The sequence below is a fragment of the Streptomyces sp. CB03238 genome, assembly GCF_002099185.1.
Taxonomy (GTDB): domain Bacteria; phylum Actinomycetota; class Actinomycetes; order Streptomycetales; family Streptomycetaceae; genus Streptomyces.
Map to the genome: position 1 here is coordinate 312,541 of NZ_NBCN01000006.1, position 18,376 is coordinate 330,916.

Sequence of the window (18,376 nt, forward strand, 5' to 3'; positions counted from 1 at the left end):
TACCGGACGGCACAGGACGTGTGCAGTCTATGGGGACGTACCGATCACCGACCCGAAGGGCCACCCGATGACCGAGCTGCTCCCCGCCGCCGTCCAGCCCGTAGTCCGGCTGCGCGTGCCGACGGACGAGGACGCGTACGCCTGGCACCGGGTCTTCGACGACCCGGAGGTCATGGAGTTCTTCCAGGGCGGCCCGGCGGAGCTGTCGGCGTACCACGAGATCACCGCCCGGCAGCGCCGGCACGACGCCGAACTCGGCTACTGCCTGTGGACGCTGCTGGACGAGGACGGCGAGGTCATCGGCTTCACCGGCGCGCAGCCGTGGCCGCGCACCTGGGGGCCGGTCGGCGAGATAGAGATCGGCTGGCGGCTGGCGCGGTCCGCGTGGGGCAAGGGGTACGCCACGGCCGCCGCCCGCGCCACGCTGGAGCGGCTGCGGGCGGCGGGGGTGGAGCGGGTGGTCGCCATGGTGAACACCCGCAACGAGCGGTCGGTGGCGGTGGCGCGGCGGCTCGGGATGGAGCGGGCGGAGACGTACGCCATTCCTGACAGCGGCGGGCAGGAGGGGTACTGCTTCCGCCTGGAGCTCTAACCGGCCTTGGTGCCCCGGTGCAGGGCCACGATCCCGCCGGTCAGGTTCCGCCACGCCACCTTCGACCAGCCGGCCCTCTGCAGGAGCCCGGCCAGCGTCGGCTGGTCGGGCCAGCTCTGGATGGACTCGGCGAGGTACACGTACGCGTCGGGGTTGGAGGAGACCGCGCGGGCGACCGGCGGCAGCGCGCGCATCAGGTACTCCTCGTACACGGTCCGGAACGGCGCCCAGGTGGGGTGGGAGAACTCGCAGATCACGACCCGCCCGCCGGGCTTGGTCACCCGGTACAGTTCGCGCAGCGCGGCGTCCGTGTCCTGGACGTTGCGCAGCCCGAAGGAGATCGTCACCGCGTCGAAGACCCCGTCCCGGAACGGCAGCTTCGTGGCGTCGCCCGCCGTCAGCGGCAGCCACGGGTGGCGCTTCTTGCCCTCGCGGAGCATGCCCAGCGAGAAGTCGCACGGCACGACGTACGCACCCGCCTCCGCGAACGGCAGCGATGACGTGCCGGTGCCGGCCGCCAGGTCGAGGACCTTCTGGCCGGGCCGCGCGTCGACCGCCCTGGCGACCTCCTTGCGCCACCGCCGGTCCTGGCCGAGCGAGAGCACGTCATTGGTGAGGTCGTAGTTCGCGGCGACGTCGTCGAACATCGAGGCGACTTCGTGCGGCTGCTTGTCCAGAGTTGCTCGCGTCACCCGCCCATTGTGGCAGGCGGGCCGACGCGGGCGGATACGGGCCGCTGCCCGCCCGGCCCGACTCCTCCTCCAAACTCCTCTTCAACCTTTCCGGCCGCCCGGCGCTCAGGGAGGGGTGACGGCCGCGAGAGGCGCGGACGGCGAAGGGGAGGGCGATGCCGGCACCACATGGCTCACGGGACGGGTTCGAGGAGTTCGCCCGTGCCTGCCAGCAACGGTTGTACCGCACGGCGTACCTGCTGTGCGGGAACGCGGAGACCGCCCGCGATCTCACCCAGACGACGCTGGCGAAGCTCTTCCAGCACTGGCGTCGGGTGAGCGCGGCCGAGTACCCCGAGGCATACGCGAAGACGGTCCTCACCCGCACCTTCCTCGCCGAACGGCGGCGCCGGCTGCGCGACCTGGTCGCGTACGCCAAGGCCGCAGGCCCCGGCCCGCACGCCGCCGAACCCTCCGACCTGCGCGTCACGCTGCTCGCCGCACTGGCCGAACTCCCGCCCCGGGCACGGGCGATGGTCGTGCTGCGCTACTGGGAGGACCTGAGCGTGGAGACCGTGGCGTCCCTGCTGCGGTGCAGCGAGTCCACCGTCAAGAGCCAGTGCTCGCGCTCGCTCGCCCGGCTGCGTACCCGCCTGGGCGAGGCCCATGTGTACGCCACCACCCATTACCCCACCGGAAGCTGAGGCCCGAAGTGGACGACGTACAACTGCTCAAAGATGTCATGGACCGTACGACCCAGGAGCTTCCGCCGCTGCCCGACCTGGCACCGGCGGCGGCCGCCCAGGGCCATCGGCGGCGCGCCCGCACCAGGCTGGCGGCCGCGGGGGGCGTCTTCGGGACGGTGACGGCGGCCGCGCTCGGGCTGGCGCTGCTGCCGGGGACGGGCCCCGCGCCCGCCTCACCGGCCGCCGCGCCGCCGGGGGTCACCGCACCGTCCGACGCCCCGCCCGAGGTCGCCGCGTCACCGTCGTACCGCACCCCCGTGACGGCGACGCCCTCTCCCGGCCAGGAGCCCGCCAAGAAGCTGCCGCCCGCCGAGCGCACCCGGCTGGCGGACTTCCAGCAGCAGGCCGCCGCCCTCCTGGACGAGCTGCTGCCCCCGTCCGTGGGTGAGGTACGGCCGGTCGACGGCATGGTGTCGGCCTACCGCATCGAGTCGGGCGGCAGGACCTTCCACCTGCGGTTCTCCGTACGCCCGGCGGGGAAGGAGCCGCTCCCGGAGTGCCGGAACATCCCGGCCAAGAGCATGACGTGCGAGCACCTCACCCTGGGCGGGGGCATGCGCGTCCAGGCGTACACGATGCCGGTCGACGCCCCCGGCACGCTGGAGGCGAGTGTCGTGCTCGGCTACGGCAGGAGCCGTGTCGCCCTGACGGTCTCACCGTCCGGCGTCTCGGCCCCGGTGACCGCACGGCAGCTCGCCGACGTCCTGCGCGACGAGCGCGTCAGGGAGCTGCTGCGGTACGCGGACGAGCATCCGGTGCAGCCGGAGAGCACCAGCGTCCATGGCGGATGAGCACCGCGCCGGCGGCCGGCGGGAGCGGCCGCTATCCGGGCCGGCCGGCCGTACCGTGAGGCCGGCTCAACGCCCCCGGTACACCAGCCGGCCGCCCAGCACGGTGGCCACGCACGTCGAGGCGCCGAGCCGTACGAGGGCGGCGCGGTCGGGTACGCCGAGCACCGCGAACCGCGCCGGTCCGCCGGCGGTCAGCCCCGGCAGCAGCACCAGCGGCACCGGCGAGAAGGACGGGGGTCCCGGCAGGGCGGCCGGGCGGTGAGCGGCGACGGCGAGCCCGGCGCGGCGCACCGCGTCCAGGGCGGCCCGGCCGCGCAGTTCACCGGCGACGGCGACCGTGCCGTGCGCCAGCATCCGCTGCACCCCGCGCCGGGCACTGGCGCCCTGCCGTGCCGGGTCGGCGCGGAAGAGGGCCCGCGCCCGCTCGCCGGTGATCGGCTCGGTGCCGAACCGGTCCGCCTCGCGCGGGTCGGGGTGGTAGGCCTGCTCCAGCAGTTCGGGCCCGTACGGGTTGAGCAACCCGGGGGTGAGGATGCCGGGCCACCGCCGCACCCGGGCCGTGGGATGAGCGGCGGCCAGTTCCTCGTACGGGCCGATCCCGGCGACGTACGCGCCGTCGACGAGCACCGCGGCCTCGGGCGAGGCCTCGGCGACGTGGATCGTGAGCACGACCGGCCGGCTCAGGTGGCGGGGAGCAGCGTGAGCTCCGGGTGGGCCGTACCGCCCTCGATCGCCGTGGAGGAGATGTGGGAGGCGACACGCTCGTCGACCGGGTCGTTCGCCGGGTCGTCGTGGACGACGATGTGCTCGTACGTCGTCGTCCGCTGCGCCGGTACGCGGTCGGCGGTGCGGATCATGTCGATCATCTCGCGCAGGTTGGAGCGGTGCTTCGCGCCCGCCGACGAGACGACGTTCTCCTCCAGCATGATCGACCCCAGGTCGTCGGCGCCGTAGTGCAGGGTCAGCTGCCCGATCTCCTTGCCCGTGGTGAGCCACGAGCCCTGGATGTGGGCGATGTTGTCGAAGAAGAGCCGCGCGATGGCGATCACGCGCAGGTACTCGAAGAGCGTGGCCTGGGTGCGGCCCTTCAGGTGGTTGTTCTCGGGCTGGTACGTGTACGGGATGAAGGCGCGGAAACCGCCGGTGCGGTCCTGGACGTCACGGATCATGCGCATGTGCTCGATGCGCTCGGCGTTCGTCTCGCCCGTGCCCATGAGCATCGTGGACGTGGACTCCACACCCATCCGGTGCGCGATCTCCATGATCTCCAGCCAGCGCTCGCCGGACTCCTTGAGCGGCGCGATCGCCTTGCGCGGCCGCTCGGGCAGCAGCTCGGCGCCGGCGCCCGCGAAGGAGTCGAGACCGGCGGCGTGGATGCGGGAGATCGCCTCCTCGACGGAGACGCCCGAGATGCGGGCCATGTGCTCGACCTCGGAGGCACCGAGGGAGTGGATGACCAGCTGCGGGAAAGCCTGCTTAATGGCGCGGAAGTGCTTCTCGTAGTACTCCACGCCGTAGTCCGGGTGGTGCCCGCCCTGGAACATGATCTGCGTGCCGCCCAGCTCGACGGTCTCGGCGCAGCGCCGCAGGATGTCGTCGAGGTCGCGCGTCCAGCCCTTGGCGGTGTCCTTGGGCGGGGCGTAGAAGGCGCAGAACTTGCACGCCGTGACGCACACGTTGGTGTAGTTGATGTTGCGCTCGATGATGTACGTCGCGATGTGCTCCGTACCCGCGTAGCGCCGCCGCCGTACGGCGTCCGCGGCCGCGCCGAGCGCGTGCAGCGGGGCCGACCGGTACAGGTCGAGCGCCTCCTCGGGGGTGATCCGCCCGCCCTCCGCGGCACGGTCGAGGACGGACTGAAGGTCGGCCTTCTCGGTCACCGGGTGACACCTTTCGGCGGTTTGCAGGGCTTCTGCGCGGACCGAACCAGCCTACGCCAGGGGTTCGCGCCCCCGGCCGGAGCCCTCACCCACCCTGCTTGGTGAGCGTGCCGGAGGGCCGGCCGGCCGCGGCCTCGTCGGACTGGTAGTGGAGGGTGCCGTCCTTGTTGAGGGTGAATGTCAGCGTGGCGGAGCCGGCGGTGCACATGCCGGGCGAACCCGGCCGCTTCGGGTCGGTGCGGTCGGTGACGGTGAGCTTGCCGGGCTCCGCCGAGGTCAGCCGGCCGACGGCATGGCACTCGGCGGTCACGGTCAGGACCGTGAGGGTGGTGGTCAGGCGCATGACGTCGTCGCCCTCACGGCCCCGGGTGATGACCACCGTCAGGTCGCCGTGCGGCACGCCCTTCGCTTCCCTGGTCGGGCCCTTCCAGGTGCCCAGGAACTCCTTCGGTACGGAGGAGGGGACCGCCCCCGCGCCGTCCGGGGCACTTCCGCTCGCGCTCGTCGTGGGCTTGGGCGAGGCCGCGTTGGTGTCGTCGCCGCCCCGGTCGAACAGGCCGAGGAGGAACCCGCCGCCCACGGTCACCGCCGCAAGGGCACCCGCCACCGCGAGGGCGACCGTGCAGCTGAGACGGCGGCCCCGGCCGCCGGCCGTCGGCTCGGAGGTGGTACTGACGGAGAGGGCCACGGGCTTACGGGGCGGTGGCACCGCGTCCACGGTCGGTACGGGATCGCTCGGTACGGGGCCGCTCGGTACGAGGTCGATGGGCGGGCCGAAGACACCGGAAACCACCGGACCGCCCGACGCCCCCACCGCCGGGCTGCTGAACGGCACCGGTCCCGAGCCCGACGGGTCCGCCGCCGCGGGCTCCAGGTCCAGGAGCCGTACCGCTTCGCGGCTGACCCGCTCCACCAGGGGGCCCGGGAGCCAGCCGCCCGACACCAGCGCGGCCGCGCCGCCCGGGGCCAGCCGCCCGGCCAGTTCGGCCGGCGCGGGGCGGGCGGCCGGGTCCTTGGCCAGGCACGCGGCGACCAGGTCCCGCAGCTCACCGGTGAGGGCGCCGCCCAGCTCCGGCTCCTCGTGGACCACCTTGTAGAGGAGGGCGGCCGAAGAGTCGCCGGGGAACGGTGCCGCGCCGGTCGCCGCGTACGCGAGGACCGCGCCCAGCGAGAAAACGTCCGCGGCGCCGCTCACGCCCTTGCCGAGGATCTGCTCGGGCGCCATGTAGCCGGGTGAGCCGACCGAGACGCCGGTGGAGGTGAGCGACGCGGTGCCGTCCGTGGCGCGGGCGATCCCGAAGTCGATGAGGCGCGGCCCGTCCAGGGCCAGCAGTACGTTCGAGGGCTTGACGTCCCGGTGGACGAGCCCGAGCTCGTGCACCGCCGCCAGCGCCTCGGCGAGCCCGGCGCCCAGCACCCGTACCGTGTGCTCCGGCAGCGGTCCGTGCTCGGTGACCGCCCGGGCGAGCGGGGGCCCGCTCACGTACCCGGTGGCGACCCACGGAACCGGTGCGTCCGGGTCCGCGTCGAGCACCGGAGCCGTCCATCCCCAGGCTCCGTCCCCGCCGACCCGCCGCGCCGACTCGACCTCCCGCCGGAACCGTGCCCGGAACTCCTCGTCCAGCGCGAAGTGCGGGTGCACCACCTTCACCGCGACGGTGCGGCCGCCCTCGCTGCGGGCGAGGTAGACCCGGCCCATGCCGCCCGCCCCGAGCCTGCCGAGCAGCCGGAACGGACCGATGACCCCCGGATCGCCAACTTCCAGCGGCTGCATGCCCCTTACCCCCCGTACGTCGACGCGTACAGCAGCGTAGACCGGACGACACGGAACCGGTTGGGGTCCACGGCCATCTACCTGGCCGTAAATGCCCCGAAAGACCCGGAGTCCTCCCATGAAACGACTCGTCGTCGCCGCCGCCCTCGGCTCCCTCGCCCTGCTCACCGGCTGCTCCGGCGAAGGGGCTCCGGTCTCCTTCGACGGCCCGAGCGCGTCGGCCCCCACACCCCGGGCAACGGACGCGAAGGGGAAGGCCCTCCCCAAGACCCTGATGCCGACCGGCCCCAAGGCGGAGTTCACCACCGCCAACACGCTCCCCGACGGCACGAAGATCGGCGTGACGACGCTCCACGGCGCCAAGTCCGGCTTCACGGGCAAGGTCTGGGTCTGGGCGCCCCCGCAGTACTTCGACCCGACGTACGCGAACAGCGGCTTCCCCGTGCTGATCGCCCTGCCCGGCGGCAACGGCTATCCGAACAACTACTGGATGGGCACCGACCTCAAGCTGCAGAGCAGCATCAGCGAGTGGTCCAAGCGGGGCAAGAGCCTGCCCTTCGTCGTGGTGATGCCGGTCCTCAACCCGGACAAGGAGCACTACTACGACGGCAGCGACATCCCGGGGCAGCCCAAGATGGGCACCTGGATGACGGAGGACGTTCCCGATTTCGTCCGGGCGAATTTCCGCACCTTCGCCTCGCGCGACGGCTGGGCGTTCATGGGCTCGTCGTCCGGCGCGTTCGTGGGCCTGAAGTCCGTACTGAAGCACCCGGACAGGTTCAAGGCCGTCATCGCCTCCGGACCGGACACGGTCCCGGACTCGCCCCTGTGGGCCGGGCACGAGAAGGAGCGGCAGGCGAACAACCCGGAGAAGCTGGCGCGACTGCTGGGCGCCGAGCCGGACTCCAAGGACCGCGAGGTGTATCTGGCGTTCCAGATCGGCAGCAAGGAATCCGGCGTGGCCAACGTGCAGTCCTTCATCAGGAGGTACACCAAGGGGCCGGTCAAGAGCCGCCTCCAGGTGATCCCGGACGGCGAGCACAACGCCAAGACCTATGTGAAGGGCATGGGAGACGGCTCGATCCAGTGGATCAGCGAGCACATGCAGGCCCCCATACCCGCTCCCTAAGTCAGCAGTTCGACCGTCACGTCCGCCGGGAACCCGGTCGTCGGCCCCGTCCGGCGAGCGAACTCCCGTACCCCGGCGAGCTGCTCGGTCCCGAAGCGGAAGTCCAGCGTCGTGAAGTACTTCTCCAGCACCACCGCGTCGAACGCCTCCCAGCGCGCGGCCTGCTCGGCGACCTTCGCCACCTCCTCCAGCGACACGTCGCGGGAGGCCAGGAACGCCTCGTGCACCTGGCGCACGACACGGGGCTCGCGCGCCAGGTAGTCCTTGCGGACCGCCCACACCGCGAAGACGAACGGCAGCCCCGTCCACTCCTTCCACATCTGCCCCAGGTCGTGGACCTGGAGGCCCAGCCTCGGGGCATCGTGCAGCGAGGCGCGCAGCGCGGCGTCCCCGATCAGGACCGCCGCCTCCGCCTCCTGCATCATCACGCCGAGGTCGGGCGGGCAGGTGTAGTAGTCGGGGGCCACCCCGTACCGCTCGGCGAGCAGCAGCTGCGCCAGGCGTACGGAGGTGCGCGAGGTGGAGCCTAGTGCGACGCGCGCCCCGTCCAGTCCCTCCAGCGGCTGCTGCGAGACGATCACGCAGGACATGACGGGACCGTCGCAGCCGACCGCCAGGTCGGGGAAGGCGACGAGCCGGTCGGCGTTGCGCAGGTACTCGACGAGGGTGACGGGGGCGATGTCGAGGTCGCCGCGTACGAGCTGCTCGCTGAGCTTGTCCGGGGTGTCCTTCGTGAGCTCGAGGTCGAGGAGCGTTCCGGTGCGGGCCAGGCCCCAGTAGAGGGGGAGGCAGTTCAGGAACTGGATGTGTCCGACGCGGGGCCGGCTCCGCAGCTGGTGGTGGTCGTCGGTTGAATTGTCCACAACGCGAGGCTAGACCCGTCTCGTACGGCGGGCATCGCCGGGTCCGCCGTCAGCACGGATGAACTCTGTCAAACATCCGGGTGACGTGATCTTTCCCTCTACCCATGCGCACACGCTGCGTGCTAGGCTCAACGCAAGTTGCAGTTTGGTTTCCCTTGCAGTACAGAGCCTGCGGAGCATGTGACCCGCAGGCTTTTGTAGTTTTCAGACTTGTTTGGCAGGTTCTGGAGCAGGGCAACCCTTTGGCCCATGGGAGGGCTTATGGCTACCGGAACCGTCAAGTGGTTCAACGCTGAAAAGGGCTTCGGCTTCATCGCCCAGGACGGCGGCGGCCCGGATGTCTTCGTCCACTACTCCGCGATCAACGCGTCTGGTTTCCGCTCCCTCGAGGAGAACCAGGTCGTGAACTTCGACGTCACCCAGGGCCCGAAGGGCCCGCAGGCGGAGAACGTCACCCCGGCCTAAGTTGCCCGGGTCGGCGATCGCGCACGACTTTCAGTACTTTCAGTACCCGAGTAAGTAGTACCCAAGGAGCCTTTTCCGTCCGGCCGCACGGCCGCACGGAAAGGGCTCCTGCCTTTTCCGCTATCGCGCGTACAGCTTGTCGATTTCCGCCGCGTACCGCTCCAGCACCGCTTTCCGCCGCACCTTCAGCGTCGGTGTCAGGACCCCGTCGGCGACGCTGAAATCCTCCTCCAGCACCGTGAACGCCCGGATGCGGGCCGGCCGCGACACCCGTGCGTTCGCCGCGTCGACCGCGTCCTGGACCAGGGCCCGTACGGCGTCGGCGTCCAGGCCCCGGACGGCGTCGGCGTCCACCGTGATCAGCGCGACCGGGTACGGGCGGCGGTCGCCGGCCATGACGGCGTGCGAGACGACCGGCGCCCGCTCGATGAGCAGCTCCACCTCCGCCGGGCTCAGGTTCTTCCCCGACGACGTGATGATCAGGTCCTTCTTGCGGCCCGTGATCGTCAGGAACCCGTCCTCGTCCAGCGCCCCCAGGTCCCCCGTGTGCAGCCACCCGTCGTCCGCGACCTCCCCCGCCGCCACCATCGGGCCCCGCGCCAGCACCTCCCCGTCCCCGGCGATCCGCACCTCGCACCCCGCGACGGGCCGCCCGACCGTCCCGTACCGCACCGCGCCGGGGTGGTTCAGCGAGATCACGCCGCCCGACTCGGTCATGCCGTACCCCTCGAAGACCTGGACCCCGCACTCCGCCAGGAACTCCAGCGTCTCCGGCGCGATGGGCGCCGCCCCCGTCAGCGCCCACCGCAGCCGGCCGCCGAGCGCCTCCCGTACCTGCTCGGGCGTCGCGCCGAACGCCTGCGCCATGGAGTGCACCTTCTCGAAGAGGCGCGGCACGGACGGCAGGTGCGTGGGCTGCGCCTCGGCCAGCTCGGTGACCACGTTCTCGATCCGCCCGCCGAAGTAGCACAGCTCGCCGCCGTACAGCAGGGTAGAGAACTGGATCAGCTGGGCGAGCAGGTGCGCGAGGGGGAGGTAGAGGTACGTGCGGTCGCCGGGGCCGCCCTCGATGAGCGGCAGCGTGGCGTCCTGGACGGCGCCCAGGTTGCCGTGGGTGAGGCGGACGCCCTTGGGCGGGCCCGTGGTGCCGGACGTGTACACGATCGCCGCGCCGTCGGCGGGGCGGACGGCGGCGGCGCGGGCGAGCAGCGCGTCGGGGCTTCCCGTGCCGTGGAGCCCCGTGAGCTCCACCACGTGCCGCAGCGCGGGCAGCCGCCCCCGTACCCCCGCGACCCGAGCCCCCTGCGCCGCGTCCTCCACGAGGACCACCGACGCCCCCGAGTCGCCGAGCACCCAGGCCAGCTCCTCCTCCCCCGCCGTCGGGTAGACCGGCACGACGACCGCGCCGGCCGCGAGCACGGCGAAGTGGGCGTACGTCCACTCCACCCGCGTCTCGGACAGGATCGCCACCCGGTCGCCGGGGGCCACGCCCAGGGCGATGAGGCCCTGGCCCGTCTCCCGTACGGTCGCCCGGAGCCGTTCGTACGAGACCGGGGTCCACGCCCCGTCGTCCCGTTTGTGGCGCAGCGCGGGCAGGTCCCCGTACCGCTCGCCCGCCCATTCGGTGAACACCGCCAGCGTGTCAGGCCGTTTCAGGGTCATGGCGTGACGGTAGGGACCCCGGCGGGCGCGCGGCATGACGGGAAACGTCAGCCCCGCTGACCTCCGCGCTCAATCCCGCTACCGTCCCTGAACATGGCGTCCACGGCCAAGCGGACCATCACCGTGCACCACGTGCGGGCCCTGCTGCGCGGCGCGCGGCGGCACGGGCTCGACACCGTGCCGCTCCTCCAGGCCGCCGGCATCCCGCCGCTGCTGCCGGGGGACGACCGGGCGCGGGTCACCCCGTCGCAGTTCGCGCTGCTGTTCCGGGCGCTGTACCGGGCGACGGGCGACGAGTTCCTGGGCCTGGGACCGGCCCCGAGCCGCCCCGGGACGTTCGCGATGATGTGCTACGCCTCGCTCGGCTGCCGTGACCTGGGGGCGGCTGTCGAGCGCGGCACGGCGTTCTACCGGCTGTTCCCGGGCGGGCCGGACCTGGCGCTGCGGCGCGGGGAGGCGGAGGCCGTCCTGACCGTCCGCGGCGCGCTGCCGGACCCGTTCGTGGACGAGTGCCTGATGATCATCTGGCACCGGCTGTGCAGCTGGCTCGTCGGCCGTCGCATCCCGCTGCTGCGGGCCCACTTCGCCTACCCGCCGCCCCCGCACCGCGACGAGTACGGGCCCCTCTTCGGCTGCCCGGTCCGCTTCGGGGCCGGGGCGACGGAGGCCGCGTTCGCCGCCCACTGGCTGGCCGCCCCGCTCGTACGGGACGAGGACGACCTGGCGGTGATGCTGCGCCGCTCACCCTTCGAGCTGCTCAGCCGCCGGGCGTACGGCACGACCGTGGCCGAGCAGGTGCACAGCGCGCTCGCCCGGGCGCTGCGGGCCTCGCCCCGGCTGCCGACGCTCGTCGAGGTCGCGGCGCGGCTGGCGGTGAGCCCGGCGACGCTGCGGCGGCGGCTCCAGCGGGAGGGCACCTCGTACCAGCGGCTGAAGGACACGGTCCGGCGGGACGCGGCGATCGCGGGGCTGGCGGAGGGGCGGGAGCCGATCGCGGAGCTGGCGGCGCGGCTGGGGTTCTCGGAGGACACGTCGTTCCACCGGGCGTTCCGGCGGTGGACGGGGACGACTCCGGGTGCGTACCGGGGTCAGTGAAGCTGAGCGTTCCGGTCAGCCCCGTACTTACTCGTGAGTCACTACGGTCTCCTCACCCCCCATTGGACGTAGGGAGAGCCGCCCATGCGTGTACGTACCAGGGTGCTGGCCTGTGTGGCCGCACTCGCCCTGTCCTCCGCCACCCCCGCCCTCGCGGAGGAGACCACTTCCCGTCCCGGCGACCTCGTGAGCTCGGAGCCCTCCGCCTTCCACCCCCTCCCCGGCCAGCCGACCGCCACCAAGGCCTGGAAGATCCACTACCGCTCGACCTCGGCGACCGGCGCCCCGAACGTCGTCTCCGGCACGGTCATCGTCCCGCAGGACGGCCGCACCGGGCCGCGCCCGCTGATCACGTACGCCGTCGGCACGGTCGGCCTCGGCGACTCGTGCGCGCCGAGCGCGGGCTTCCCGAAGGGCACCACCATGGAGGCCAACCTGATCCAGCAGCTCACCTGGCGGGGCTGGGCGGTCGTGGTCACCGACTACGAGGGCCTCGGCACGCCCGGCGACCACACGTACACCGCCGGGCCCTCCGCCGGGCACGCCATGCTGGACGCGGCCCGTGCGGCGATCCGCCTCCCGGAGGCGGGCCTCGGTACGGACACCCCGGTCGGCATCATGGGCTACTCGCAGGGCGGCCAGGCATCGAGCTGGGCGGCCGAGCTGCACTCCTCGTACGCCCCCGAGCTGAAGGTGAAGGGCACGGCGACCGGCGGCGTACCGGCGCGGCTGGCGAGCCTCGCGCCCGTGCACGACGGCTCGTACGGCTCGGGCCTGCTGTTCATGGCGGCGGCCGGGCAGGACGCGGCGTACCCGGAGCTGAAGCTCGACTCGTACCTGAACCAGGCCGGCAAGGCGCTGATCGGCTTCTTCCGGAACAACTGCGTGGCCGTCGACACGGTCGTCGGCTCCTTCAAGCGGATCTCCGACCTGACGGTGAAGAACCCGCTGGAGACGCCCGAGTGGCAGGCCCGGCTCGCCGAGTCGGACCTCGGTACGAAGGCGCCCGGCCACCCGGTGTACCTGTACCACGCGCTCGCCGACGAGCTGATCCCGTACTCGCTGGGGTCGGGGCTGCGTAAGGACTGGTGCGCCAAGGGCGCCGACGTGAACTGGCGGACCATCGTGGTCGGCGAGCACATCTCGGGTGTCATCACCGAGTCCCCGAGGGCGGCCGACTGGCTGGCGGACCGGTTCGCCGGGAAGCCCGCGTCCGGCAACTGCTGACCGTCTAGCCTGGATCGTATGACCGAACGCAAACCGCCCGGCGTGGACGTCGAGTCATGGGTCGACAAGCAGATCCGCGAGGCGACCGAACGCGGTGAGTTCCGGAACCTGTCCGGCTTCGGCAAGCCGCTGCCCGACGACACCGCCCCGTACGACGAACTGTGGTGGGTCAAGGGCAAGATGCACCGCGAGGGCATCGCCCCCGTCCTGCCGCCCGCGCTCGCCCTCCGCAAGGAGGCGGAGGACGCGCGGGAGGCGGCGGGGCGGGCGGCGAGCGAGGCGGCGGTGCGGCGGATCGTCGCCGACATCAACGAGAAGATCGCCGAAGCCCTCCGCCGCCCCCCGGCGGGCCCCCCGCTGCGGCTCACGCCGTTCGACGCGGAAGAGCTGGTACGGCAGTGGCGGTCCCGCCGCTAGGCCTCCGGCGCCCCTGGCAGGGCCGGGAGCCGGGGTGGCCAGACCGGCTCGGCGTCGGGGGCGGCCAGGTCCTGGGGGTCCACCAGCGCCAGGTGAGGATCGTGTCGGCGGCGCGCGCGGCGGCCGCGTCGTCGGCCGGGTCCCGGCGCGGGCTGTGGGCCAGGTAGATGTGCTCGTGCTGGCGGACGGGGACACCGGCCCGGGTGAAGTCGTGCTCCCAGGTGCACAGCAGCGGCCCGGGCTCCACGTCGTACCAGCCCGTCTCCTCGCGCAGCTCGCGCAGGGCGCCCTCGCGCGGGGTCTCACCCGGCTCCAGGCCGCCGCCGGGCAAGGCCCAGTGGACGCCCACCTCTTCGTTGTCGTAGCGGAAGAGGAACACCGCCCCGTCGGGGGCGAGGACGGCGACGCGGGCGGCGGGCCGGGGTATGCGCATGGGTCAGGCCTTCCGGGTGGTCCGGGTGGTCCCGGGGCGGAGCAGGTGGCGGGCGAGGGCGAGTGAGGCGAGGGCGGCGATCAGCGTGCACACGCCGGGCCAGCCGAAGCGGGTGTACGCGCGCGTGGCGGCCCATGAACCGAGGCCGCCGCCGAGGAACGCGCACATCATGTACGCGGAGTTGAGGCGGCTGCGTACGCCGGCGCGCAGCGCCCAGATGCGTACCTGGTTGGCGATCATGCCGGCCTGCATGGCCACGTCCAGCAGCAGCGTGCCCAGCACCAGGGCCGTCAGGCCGGCCGCCCCGCCGAGGCCGCCGAGCGCGAGGACGGCGGCGGAGGCGACGACCGCGATGAAGCAGACGAGGTTCACCGCGTCGGGGCCCCGGCGGTCGACCACCCGGCCCACCGCCGGGGTGGCGAGCATGGTGCCGACGTTCACGACCGCGAGGACGCCGACCGCCTGGGCGCCCAGCCCGTACACCGGGCCCGTCAGCAGCAGCGCGGCACCCGTCCAGACGGCGGTGAACGCGCCGAAGACCGTCGCCTGGTAGAAGCACGAGCGGCGCAGCTCGGGCTCGGCGCGCAGCAGCCGCAGCGGGGCGGCGAGCAGCGCCCGGTACGGCTGCGCGTCGCCCGCCGTGGCGGTCGGCGGCGGCAGCGTACGGGCCAGGACGGCCGCCATGAGCAGCGAGGCGGCCGCCGCGAGCACGTACGGCGCCCGCCAGCCGAGCCATTCGCCGAGCGTCCCGCCGACGGCGCGGGACAGCAGCATGCCGCCGATGGACCCGGCCAGCAGCGTGCCGGTGACGGCCCCGCGCCGGTCGTCGGCCACCAGGCCCGCCGCCATGGGCGCGACGAGCGGCGCGACCACGGTCGTCACGCCGACCAGCGCGCTCACCGCGACGAGCGGCGACAGCCCGGGCGCGGCACCCGCGGCGAGCAGGCTCACGCCGGTGACCGACAGGAGCGTGACGATCAGCGGACGGTGCGGGAAGCGGTCCCCGAGCGGTACGAGGAGGAAGATCCCGGCCGCGTACCCGAACTGCGCCGCCGTCACGATCAGCGCGGCAGTGTCCGGCGTGACGTGCAGGCCGGCGGCGACGAGCGGGCTGATCGCCTGGGGGAAGTAGATGTTGCCTACGGCCACGCCGCAGGCCACGGCGAGGAGCAGCACCATGGGGCGGCTCAGCGTCGCCCGTTTCTCGGTCAGCACCGCCCAACGATCGCCGTACGCCGGGCCCCGCACAAACGTTTTACGCGTACCGCACCCGGTAGCGCAGGTGCGTGACGCCCTTGCCCTCGGCGATCGAGACCGGCCCTTCCAGCTCGTACGGCGCGCCCTTCAGGTCCCGGAAGAACGGCGTCCCGCCGCCGAGCAGCACCGGCACCAGGTCGATGCCGACCTCGTCGAGCAGCCCGGCGTCCAGGCACTGCTGGGCGATCGTGCCGGCGTTGACCCCGACGTGCTTGCCGTCCCCCGCGAGTCGCCGGGCAAGCGCGACGGCCTGCTCCACTCCCTCGGTGACGAAGTGGAACGGTGCCCCCTCACGGGGCCAGCCGTCCGGAACGGAGTGGGTGACGACCACGACGGGCACCCCCATCGGGTGGTTGCCGCCCCACCCGCCGGTCAGGTCGAACAGCTTGCGCCCGACGACCAGCGCCCCGGTCTCCTGGACGAGCCGGTGCCAGTGCGTGGCGCTCACCTCGGTGAGGTGGAGGGTGAGCTCCGGATGTGTGGTCTCCACCGTCACCTCACCGCCCTCGTACCACGCGAACAGCTTGTCGAAGCCCGTCTCGTCCGGCCCCGAGATGTAGCCGTCGAGGGACATGCTGGCGCCGGTGTAGACCTTGGTCGTCATGGTGGAACTCCTCGCGTCGGTCGTATGTGCAGGGTGGACCGCGAGCGGCGGGAAAACTCATCGCGACGGGCGTAGCGTGAGTCGTGTCTCGGGGAGGTGTCTCGGGGAGTACGGAGGCACACCATGGTCGCCACCACACGGGCTGCCGCCCTCGACATCCCCCGTACGCACCCGGTGCGGGCGCGGGCGGTGAACGCCGCCGAAGTCCACGCGATGCTCGCCGCGCTGGGCGGGCTCGCCCCCGCCGACTGGCCGCGCGCCACGGCGTGCGAGGGCTGGACCGTGCGGGACCTCACCGCCCATGTGGTGGGGCAGTACGAGGAGCTCGCCCGGCCCTGGCTGCTCGTCGGCCGGACGCTGCGCGGCCGCCGGCGCCACCCGCAGCTGATGCCCCTGGCCGCGCACAACCAGTGCCAGGTCGACGCCCGCCGCTCCGTACCGCCCCACGTCCTGGTCGGGCTGCTGACCCGGTTCGGCCCGCAGGGCGTGCGCGCGGTGGAGCGCATGCCGGTCGCCGTACGGCGGCGGATGCGCCTGAGCCCGCTCTTCCCCGAGTCGAAGGAGCTGCCCGAGGACTCCATGGACTACCTGGCCAGGGTCCTGCTCACCCGCGACACCTGGATGCACCGCGTGGACGTCTGCGACGCCACCGGCCACGAGCTGGTCCTGCGCGAACACGACCGGGAGGTCGTCGGTCAGGTCCTGCTGGACCTCGCCCTCCGCTGGACCGGCCCCCCGACCTTCCTGGACCTCTCCGGCCCGGCCGGCGGCCGCTGGATGCTCGGCCGTGGCACCCCCGCCGTGGCCGTCGAGGCGGACGCCGTGACGATGATGCGCCACCTCTCGGGCCGCCCCCCGCGCGGCACCCTCGAATGCCAGGGCGACCCGGACGCCCAGGCGGTGGTCATGGCGGCGCGGGTGGTCTTCTGAGCCGGTATCTCGGTCACGGCCCACGCCCCGGGGGTGGGCCTTCTGTTCACGGTTGCCGTTCCGGGCCGCCCTCCCTTCCGAGAGTCGCGGGCTCCGGCACCCTGTCAAGGGCGCTTCGCGTCGGCTTCGCCGATGGCCTACGGCCACCCTTGACAGGCCGCCTCCACCCGCGCGTTTTCTCTCGGAGGGCGGCCCCGGGGAGCAGGCATCCGGGGGGCGCACTGCTTTGCCGGCGCTCGTGGCCGAGGCGGCCGGGCCGGGGCAGGCGCGGCAGTGGAATGGGGCGGTGGCTGGTGGGCTAAGCGGCTGCGGCCCGTCTCTGGGTTGCGGTACAAGACCTCGCTCCTGCCGGTGGTGGGTGCGCCCCAGTGGCATGGGGCAACGGGCTCGGCTCGGCGACTGCGGACGGGTGAGGGGTCGGGGTTCCGGCAAGTGGCTCGGGTGGGTGCGGGGCTGGGCCAGGGCGAAGCCCGCCCGGCCGGGGGCACTGCCGGGGCGCCGGGCGGCGGCACGGTGAAGCTCCCGGCCCGATCTGGCCTTCGGCTCGGACCTGGGGCCACGGCCTCCCGGCCAGCGCCCGACCCCAGCCGCCGGGGCACACCCGCTGCTCTCCTGCCCGGGGAAGTCCAGGAAGGGACGGCCCCTCCAGTCACACCCGTATCAGACCACCGGAGTTGTGGGCGGGATAGGACACCCGTGCCCGGATGCTCATCGCCGGGAGGTGTCCTACACCGCCCACAACTCCCCAGCGCTGGTGCCGGTGTGACGGTGGGGGCCGGTGAGGCGCCCTGGTGAGGCAGGCGGGGCCAGGGGGACTTCGAGCCCCCGCACGCCGCGCCCGCATGACACCAGGCGCCGGTCGTCGTGTCGCGTCGGGCGAGTCAGGCATCCGGTGCGGGGCCCAGTCCCCTCGCCTTGAGGAGTCCGGCGGCCTCCGGTCACCGGTGCCCTCGGCCCCGCTGCGGCTCTGCGGGGCCCGCAGGCAGTCCCGGGGCTCCCGGACACCTCATCTGACCCACAGGACAACCCCTCCGCTCCCTCCAGCCACAGCCGTATCGCCTTGCCGGAGTTGTGGGCGGGATGGGACACCCCGACCCCGGACACCACGACGGGAAGGTGTCCCACACCGCCCACAACTCCCCTACTGGTGCGACCAAAGAGACGGGTGGGACCTCCCTGCCGCGCCGACGCTTTCGCCCCGGCCACCGGGCGGCCGGGCTCCCCTTCGTCAGGGCGACACCCAGGCCCAGCCACCACCCCACCCCAGCCACCTGCCTGAACCTCAGCCCCTCACCCGTCCGCAGTCGCCGAGCCGAGCCCAGAAGCCCCACACCACTGCGGCGCACCCACCACCCACCGGAGCGAGGTCCTGTACCGCAACCCAGAGACGGGCCGCAGCCGCTTAGCCCAGCCGCCACCGCCCCATTCCACTGCCGCGCCCCCTCCAGCACCCGCCTCCCGGCCACGAACGGCACGGGCCAAGGGGCGCCCCCCGTGGACCCGTTCCCCTGGGCCGCCCTCCGAGTGTGAAAAGGGCGGGCGGAGGCGGCCGGTCAAGGGTGGGCGAAGCCCATCGGCGAAGCCGACGCGAAGCGCCCTTGAGGGGGCGCCGGAGCCCGCCACACTCGGAGAGAGGGCGGCCCACACGGCCGGCATGACCAGGGCGGGGATTCCCGGGGCCCTGCGGCGGAGGGCGCGCGGGGAGCCCGTGACCGACACCTCGGTGAACGCGCCGGATGCCAGGGCCGCCGGTAGATGCGGTTCCGGTCTGATGCCGTTCTGAGTACTTCCGCTCATGTGGGGCCACGGCCGTCCACCACAGACTGGTGCCGTCCACGAC

General features: G+C 73.0%; 18 protein-coding genes. 9 read left to right on the forward strand and 9 right to left on the reverse strand.

Translation table 11 applies throughout. The annotated features are described in order from the left end of the window. Window positions 1-67: 67 nt before the first annotated feature. Window positions 68-592 carry a GNAT family N-acetyltransferase gene (locus BKD26_RS12820; RefSeq protein WP_084897944.1) on the forward strand — a complete coding sequence of 175 codons (525 nt, stop codon included), beginning with the start codon at window positions 68-70 and terminating at the stop codon, window positions 590-592. Here the strand turns inward: BKD26_RS12820 and BKD26_RS12825 are convergent. Then, window positions 589-1,284 carry a demethylmenaquinone methyltransferase gene (locus tag BKD26_RS12825; protein ID WP_084897945.1) on the reverse strand — a complete coding sequence of 232 codons (696 nt, stop codon included), beginning with the start codon at window positions 1,282-1,284 and terminating at the stop codon, window positions 589-591. The two genes, BKD26_RS12820 and BKD26_RS12825, sit on opposite strands and share 4 nt — an antisense overlap. Before the next feature lie 155 nt (window positions 1,285-1,439). On the opposite strand from BKD26_RS12825, the gene BKD26_RS12830 reads away from it, so the two are divergent. Both BKD26_RS12830 and BKD26_RS12835 read left to right on the forward strand, forming a co-directional pair. After that, entirely contained in the window at window positions 1,440-1,967 is a 528-nt protein-coding gene (locus tag BKD26_RS12830; RefSeq protein ID WP_084897946.1) for a SigE family RNA polymerase sigma factor, read from the forward strand. A gap of 38 nt (window positions 1,968-2,005) precedes the next feature. Beyond that, window positions 2,006-2,800: a hypothetical protein gene (locus BKD26_RS12835; RefSeq protein ID WP_143662643.1), complete on the forward strand. Its 795-nt coding sequence runs from the start codon at window positions 2,006-2,008 to the stop codon at window positions 2,798-2,800. Window positions 2,801-2,866: 66 nt separating this feature from the next. Here BKD26_RS12835 and BKD26_RS12840 read toward each other — a convergent pair whose 3' ends face one another. The 3 genes from BKD26_RS12840 to BKD26_RS12850 form a co-directional block, all read right to left on the reverse strand. Continuing rightward, entirely contained in the window at window positions 2,867-3,469 is a 603-nt protein-coding gene (locus tag BKD26_RS12840; RefSeq protein WP_084897948.1) for a hypothetical protein, read from the reverse strand. Window positions 3,470-3,480: 11 nt separating this feature from the next. Next, a complete protein-coding gene (gene mqnC, locus BKD26_RS12845) occupies window positions 3,481-4,680 on the reverse strand; it encodes a cyclic dehypoxanthinyl futalosine synthase (protein WP_084897949.1) in 1,200 nt (399 codons plus the stop codon). An 85-nt stretch (window positions 4,681-4,765) separates the two neighbouring features. Continuing rightward, complete coding sequence (locus BKD26_RS12850) at window positions 4,766-6,454, reverse strand: serine/threonine-protein kinase (RefSeq protein WP_084897950.1); 1,689 nt, start codon at window positions 6,452-6,454, stop codon at window positions 4,766-4,768. A gap of 118 nt (window positions 6,455-6,572) precedes the next feature. On the opposite strand from BKD26_RS12850, the gene BKD26_RS12855 reads away from it, so the two are divergent. After that, window positions 6,573-7,583, forward strand: coding sequence for an alpha/beta hydrolase-fold protein (locus BKD26_RS12855; protein WP_107417833.1), 1,011 nt, complete (start codon window positions 6,573-6,575; stop codon window positions 7,581-7,583). Here the strand turns inward: BKD26_RS12855 and BKD26_RS12860 are convergent. After that, the gene (locus BKD26_RS12860; RefSeq protein ID WP_084897952.1) at window positions 7,580-8,446 is read right to left on the reverse strand and encodes a menaquinone biosynthesis protein; all 867 of its coding nucleotides are present in this window, start codon (window positions 8,444-8,446) and stop codon (window positions 7,580-7,582) included. The two genes, BKD26_RS12855 and BKD26_RS12860, sit on opposite strands and share 4 nt — an antisense overlap. 261 nt (window positions 8,447-8,707) lie before the next feature. Between BKD26_RS12860 and BKD26_RS12865 the strand changes: the two genes are divergently transcribed. Further along, window positions 8,708-8,911 (forward strand): cold-shock protein, encoded by a 204-nt coding sequence (locus tag BKD26_RS12865; protein ID WP_003967102.1) that lies wholly within the window; start codon window positions 8,708-8,710, stop codon window positions 8,909-8,911. Between the two features lie 120 nt (window positions 8,912-9,031). Here BKD26_RS12865 and BKD26_RS12870 read toward each other — a convergent pair whose 3' ends face one another. Further along, window positions 9,032-10,573, reverse strand: coding sequence for an AMP-dependent synthetase/ligase (locus BKD26_RS12870; RefSeq protein ID WP_084898018.1), 1,542 nt, complete (start codon window positions 10,571-10,573; stop codon window positions 9,032-9,034). Between the two features lie 93 nt (window positions 10,574-10,666). On the opposite strand from BKD26_RS12870, the gene BKD26_RS12875 reads away from it, so the two are divergent. The 3 genes from BKD26_RS12875 (at window position 10,667) to BKD26_RS12885 (ending at window position 13,312) form a co-directional block, all read left to right on the forward strand. Beyond that, window positions 10,667-11,668 (forward strand): AraC family transcriptional regulator, encoded by a 1,002-nt coding sequence (locus BKD26_RS12875; RefSeq protein WP_084897953.1) that lies wholly within the window; start codon window positions 10,667-10,669, stop codon window positions 11,666-11,668. Window positions 11,669-11,752: 84 nt separating this feature from the next. Continuing rightward, entirely contained in the window at window positions 11,753-12,895 is a 1,143-nt protein-coding gene (locus tag BKD26_RS12880; protein ID WP_084897954.1) for a lipase family protein, read from the forward strand. 18 nt (window positions 12,896-12,913) lie between these two features. Then, window positions 12,914-13,312 (forward strand): DUF1992 domain-containing protein, encoded by a 399-nt coding sequence (locus BKD26_RS12885; protein WP_084897955.1) that lies wholly within the window; start codon window positions 12,914-12,916, stop codon window positions 13,310-13,312. On the opposite strand, the gene BKD26_RS39080 is transcribed toward BKD26_RS12885, so the two are convergent. From BKD26_RS39080 to BKD26_RS12895, 3 genes are read right to left on the reverse strand one after another with little or no spacing between them, the layout of a single operon-like run. Then, window positions 13,260-13,745, reverse strand: a complete 486-nt coding sequence (locus tag BKD26_RS39080) for an NUDIX domain-containing protein (RefSeq protein WP_107417834.1) — start codon at window positions 13,743-13,745, stop codon at window positions 13,260-13,262. The two genes, BKD26_RS12885 and BKD26_RS39080, sit on opposite strands and share 53 nt — an antisense overlap. A 3-nt stretch (window positions 13,746-13,748) precedes the next feature. Beyond that, window positions 13,749-14,960, reverse strand: a complete 1,212-nt coding sequence (locus BKD26_RS12890; RefSeq protein ID WP_347104768.1) for an MFS transporter — start codon at window positions 14,958-14,960, stop codon at window positions 13,749-13,751. Window positions 14,961-15,000: 40 nt separating this feature from the next. Next, a complete protein-coding gene (locus BKD26_RS12895; RefSeq protein WP_084897956.1) occupies window positions 15,001-15,606 on the reverse strand; it encodes a dihydrofolate reductase family protein in 606 nt (201 codons plus the stop codon). Window positions 15,607-15,729: 123 nt separating this feature from the next. On the opposite strand from BKD26_RS12895, the gene BKD26_RS12900 reads away from it, so the two are divergent. Then, window positions 15,730-16,536: a maleylpyruvate isomerase family mycothiol-dependent enzyme gene (locus BKD26_RS12900; RefSeq protein ID WP_084897957.1), complete on the forward strand. Its 807-nt coding sequence runs from the start codon at window positions 15,730-15,732 to the stop codon at window positions 16,534-16,536. Window positions 16,537-18,376 lie beyond the last annotated feature (1,840 nt).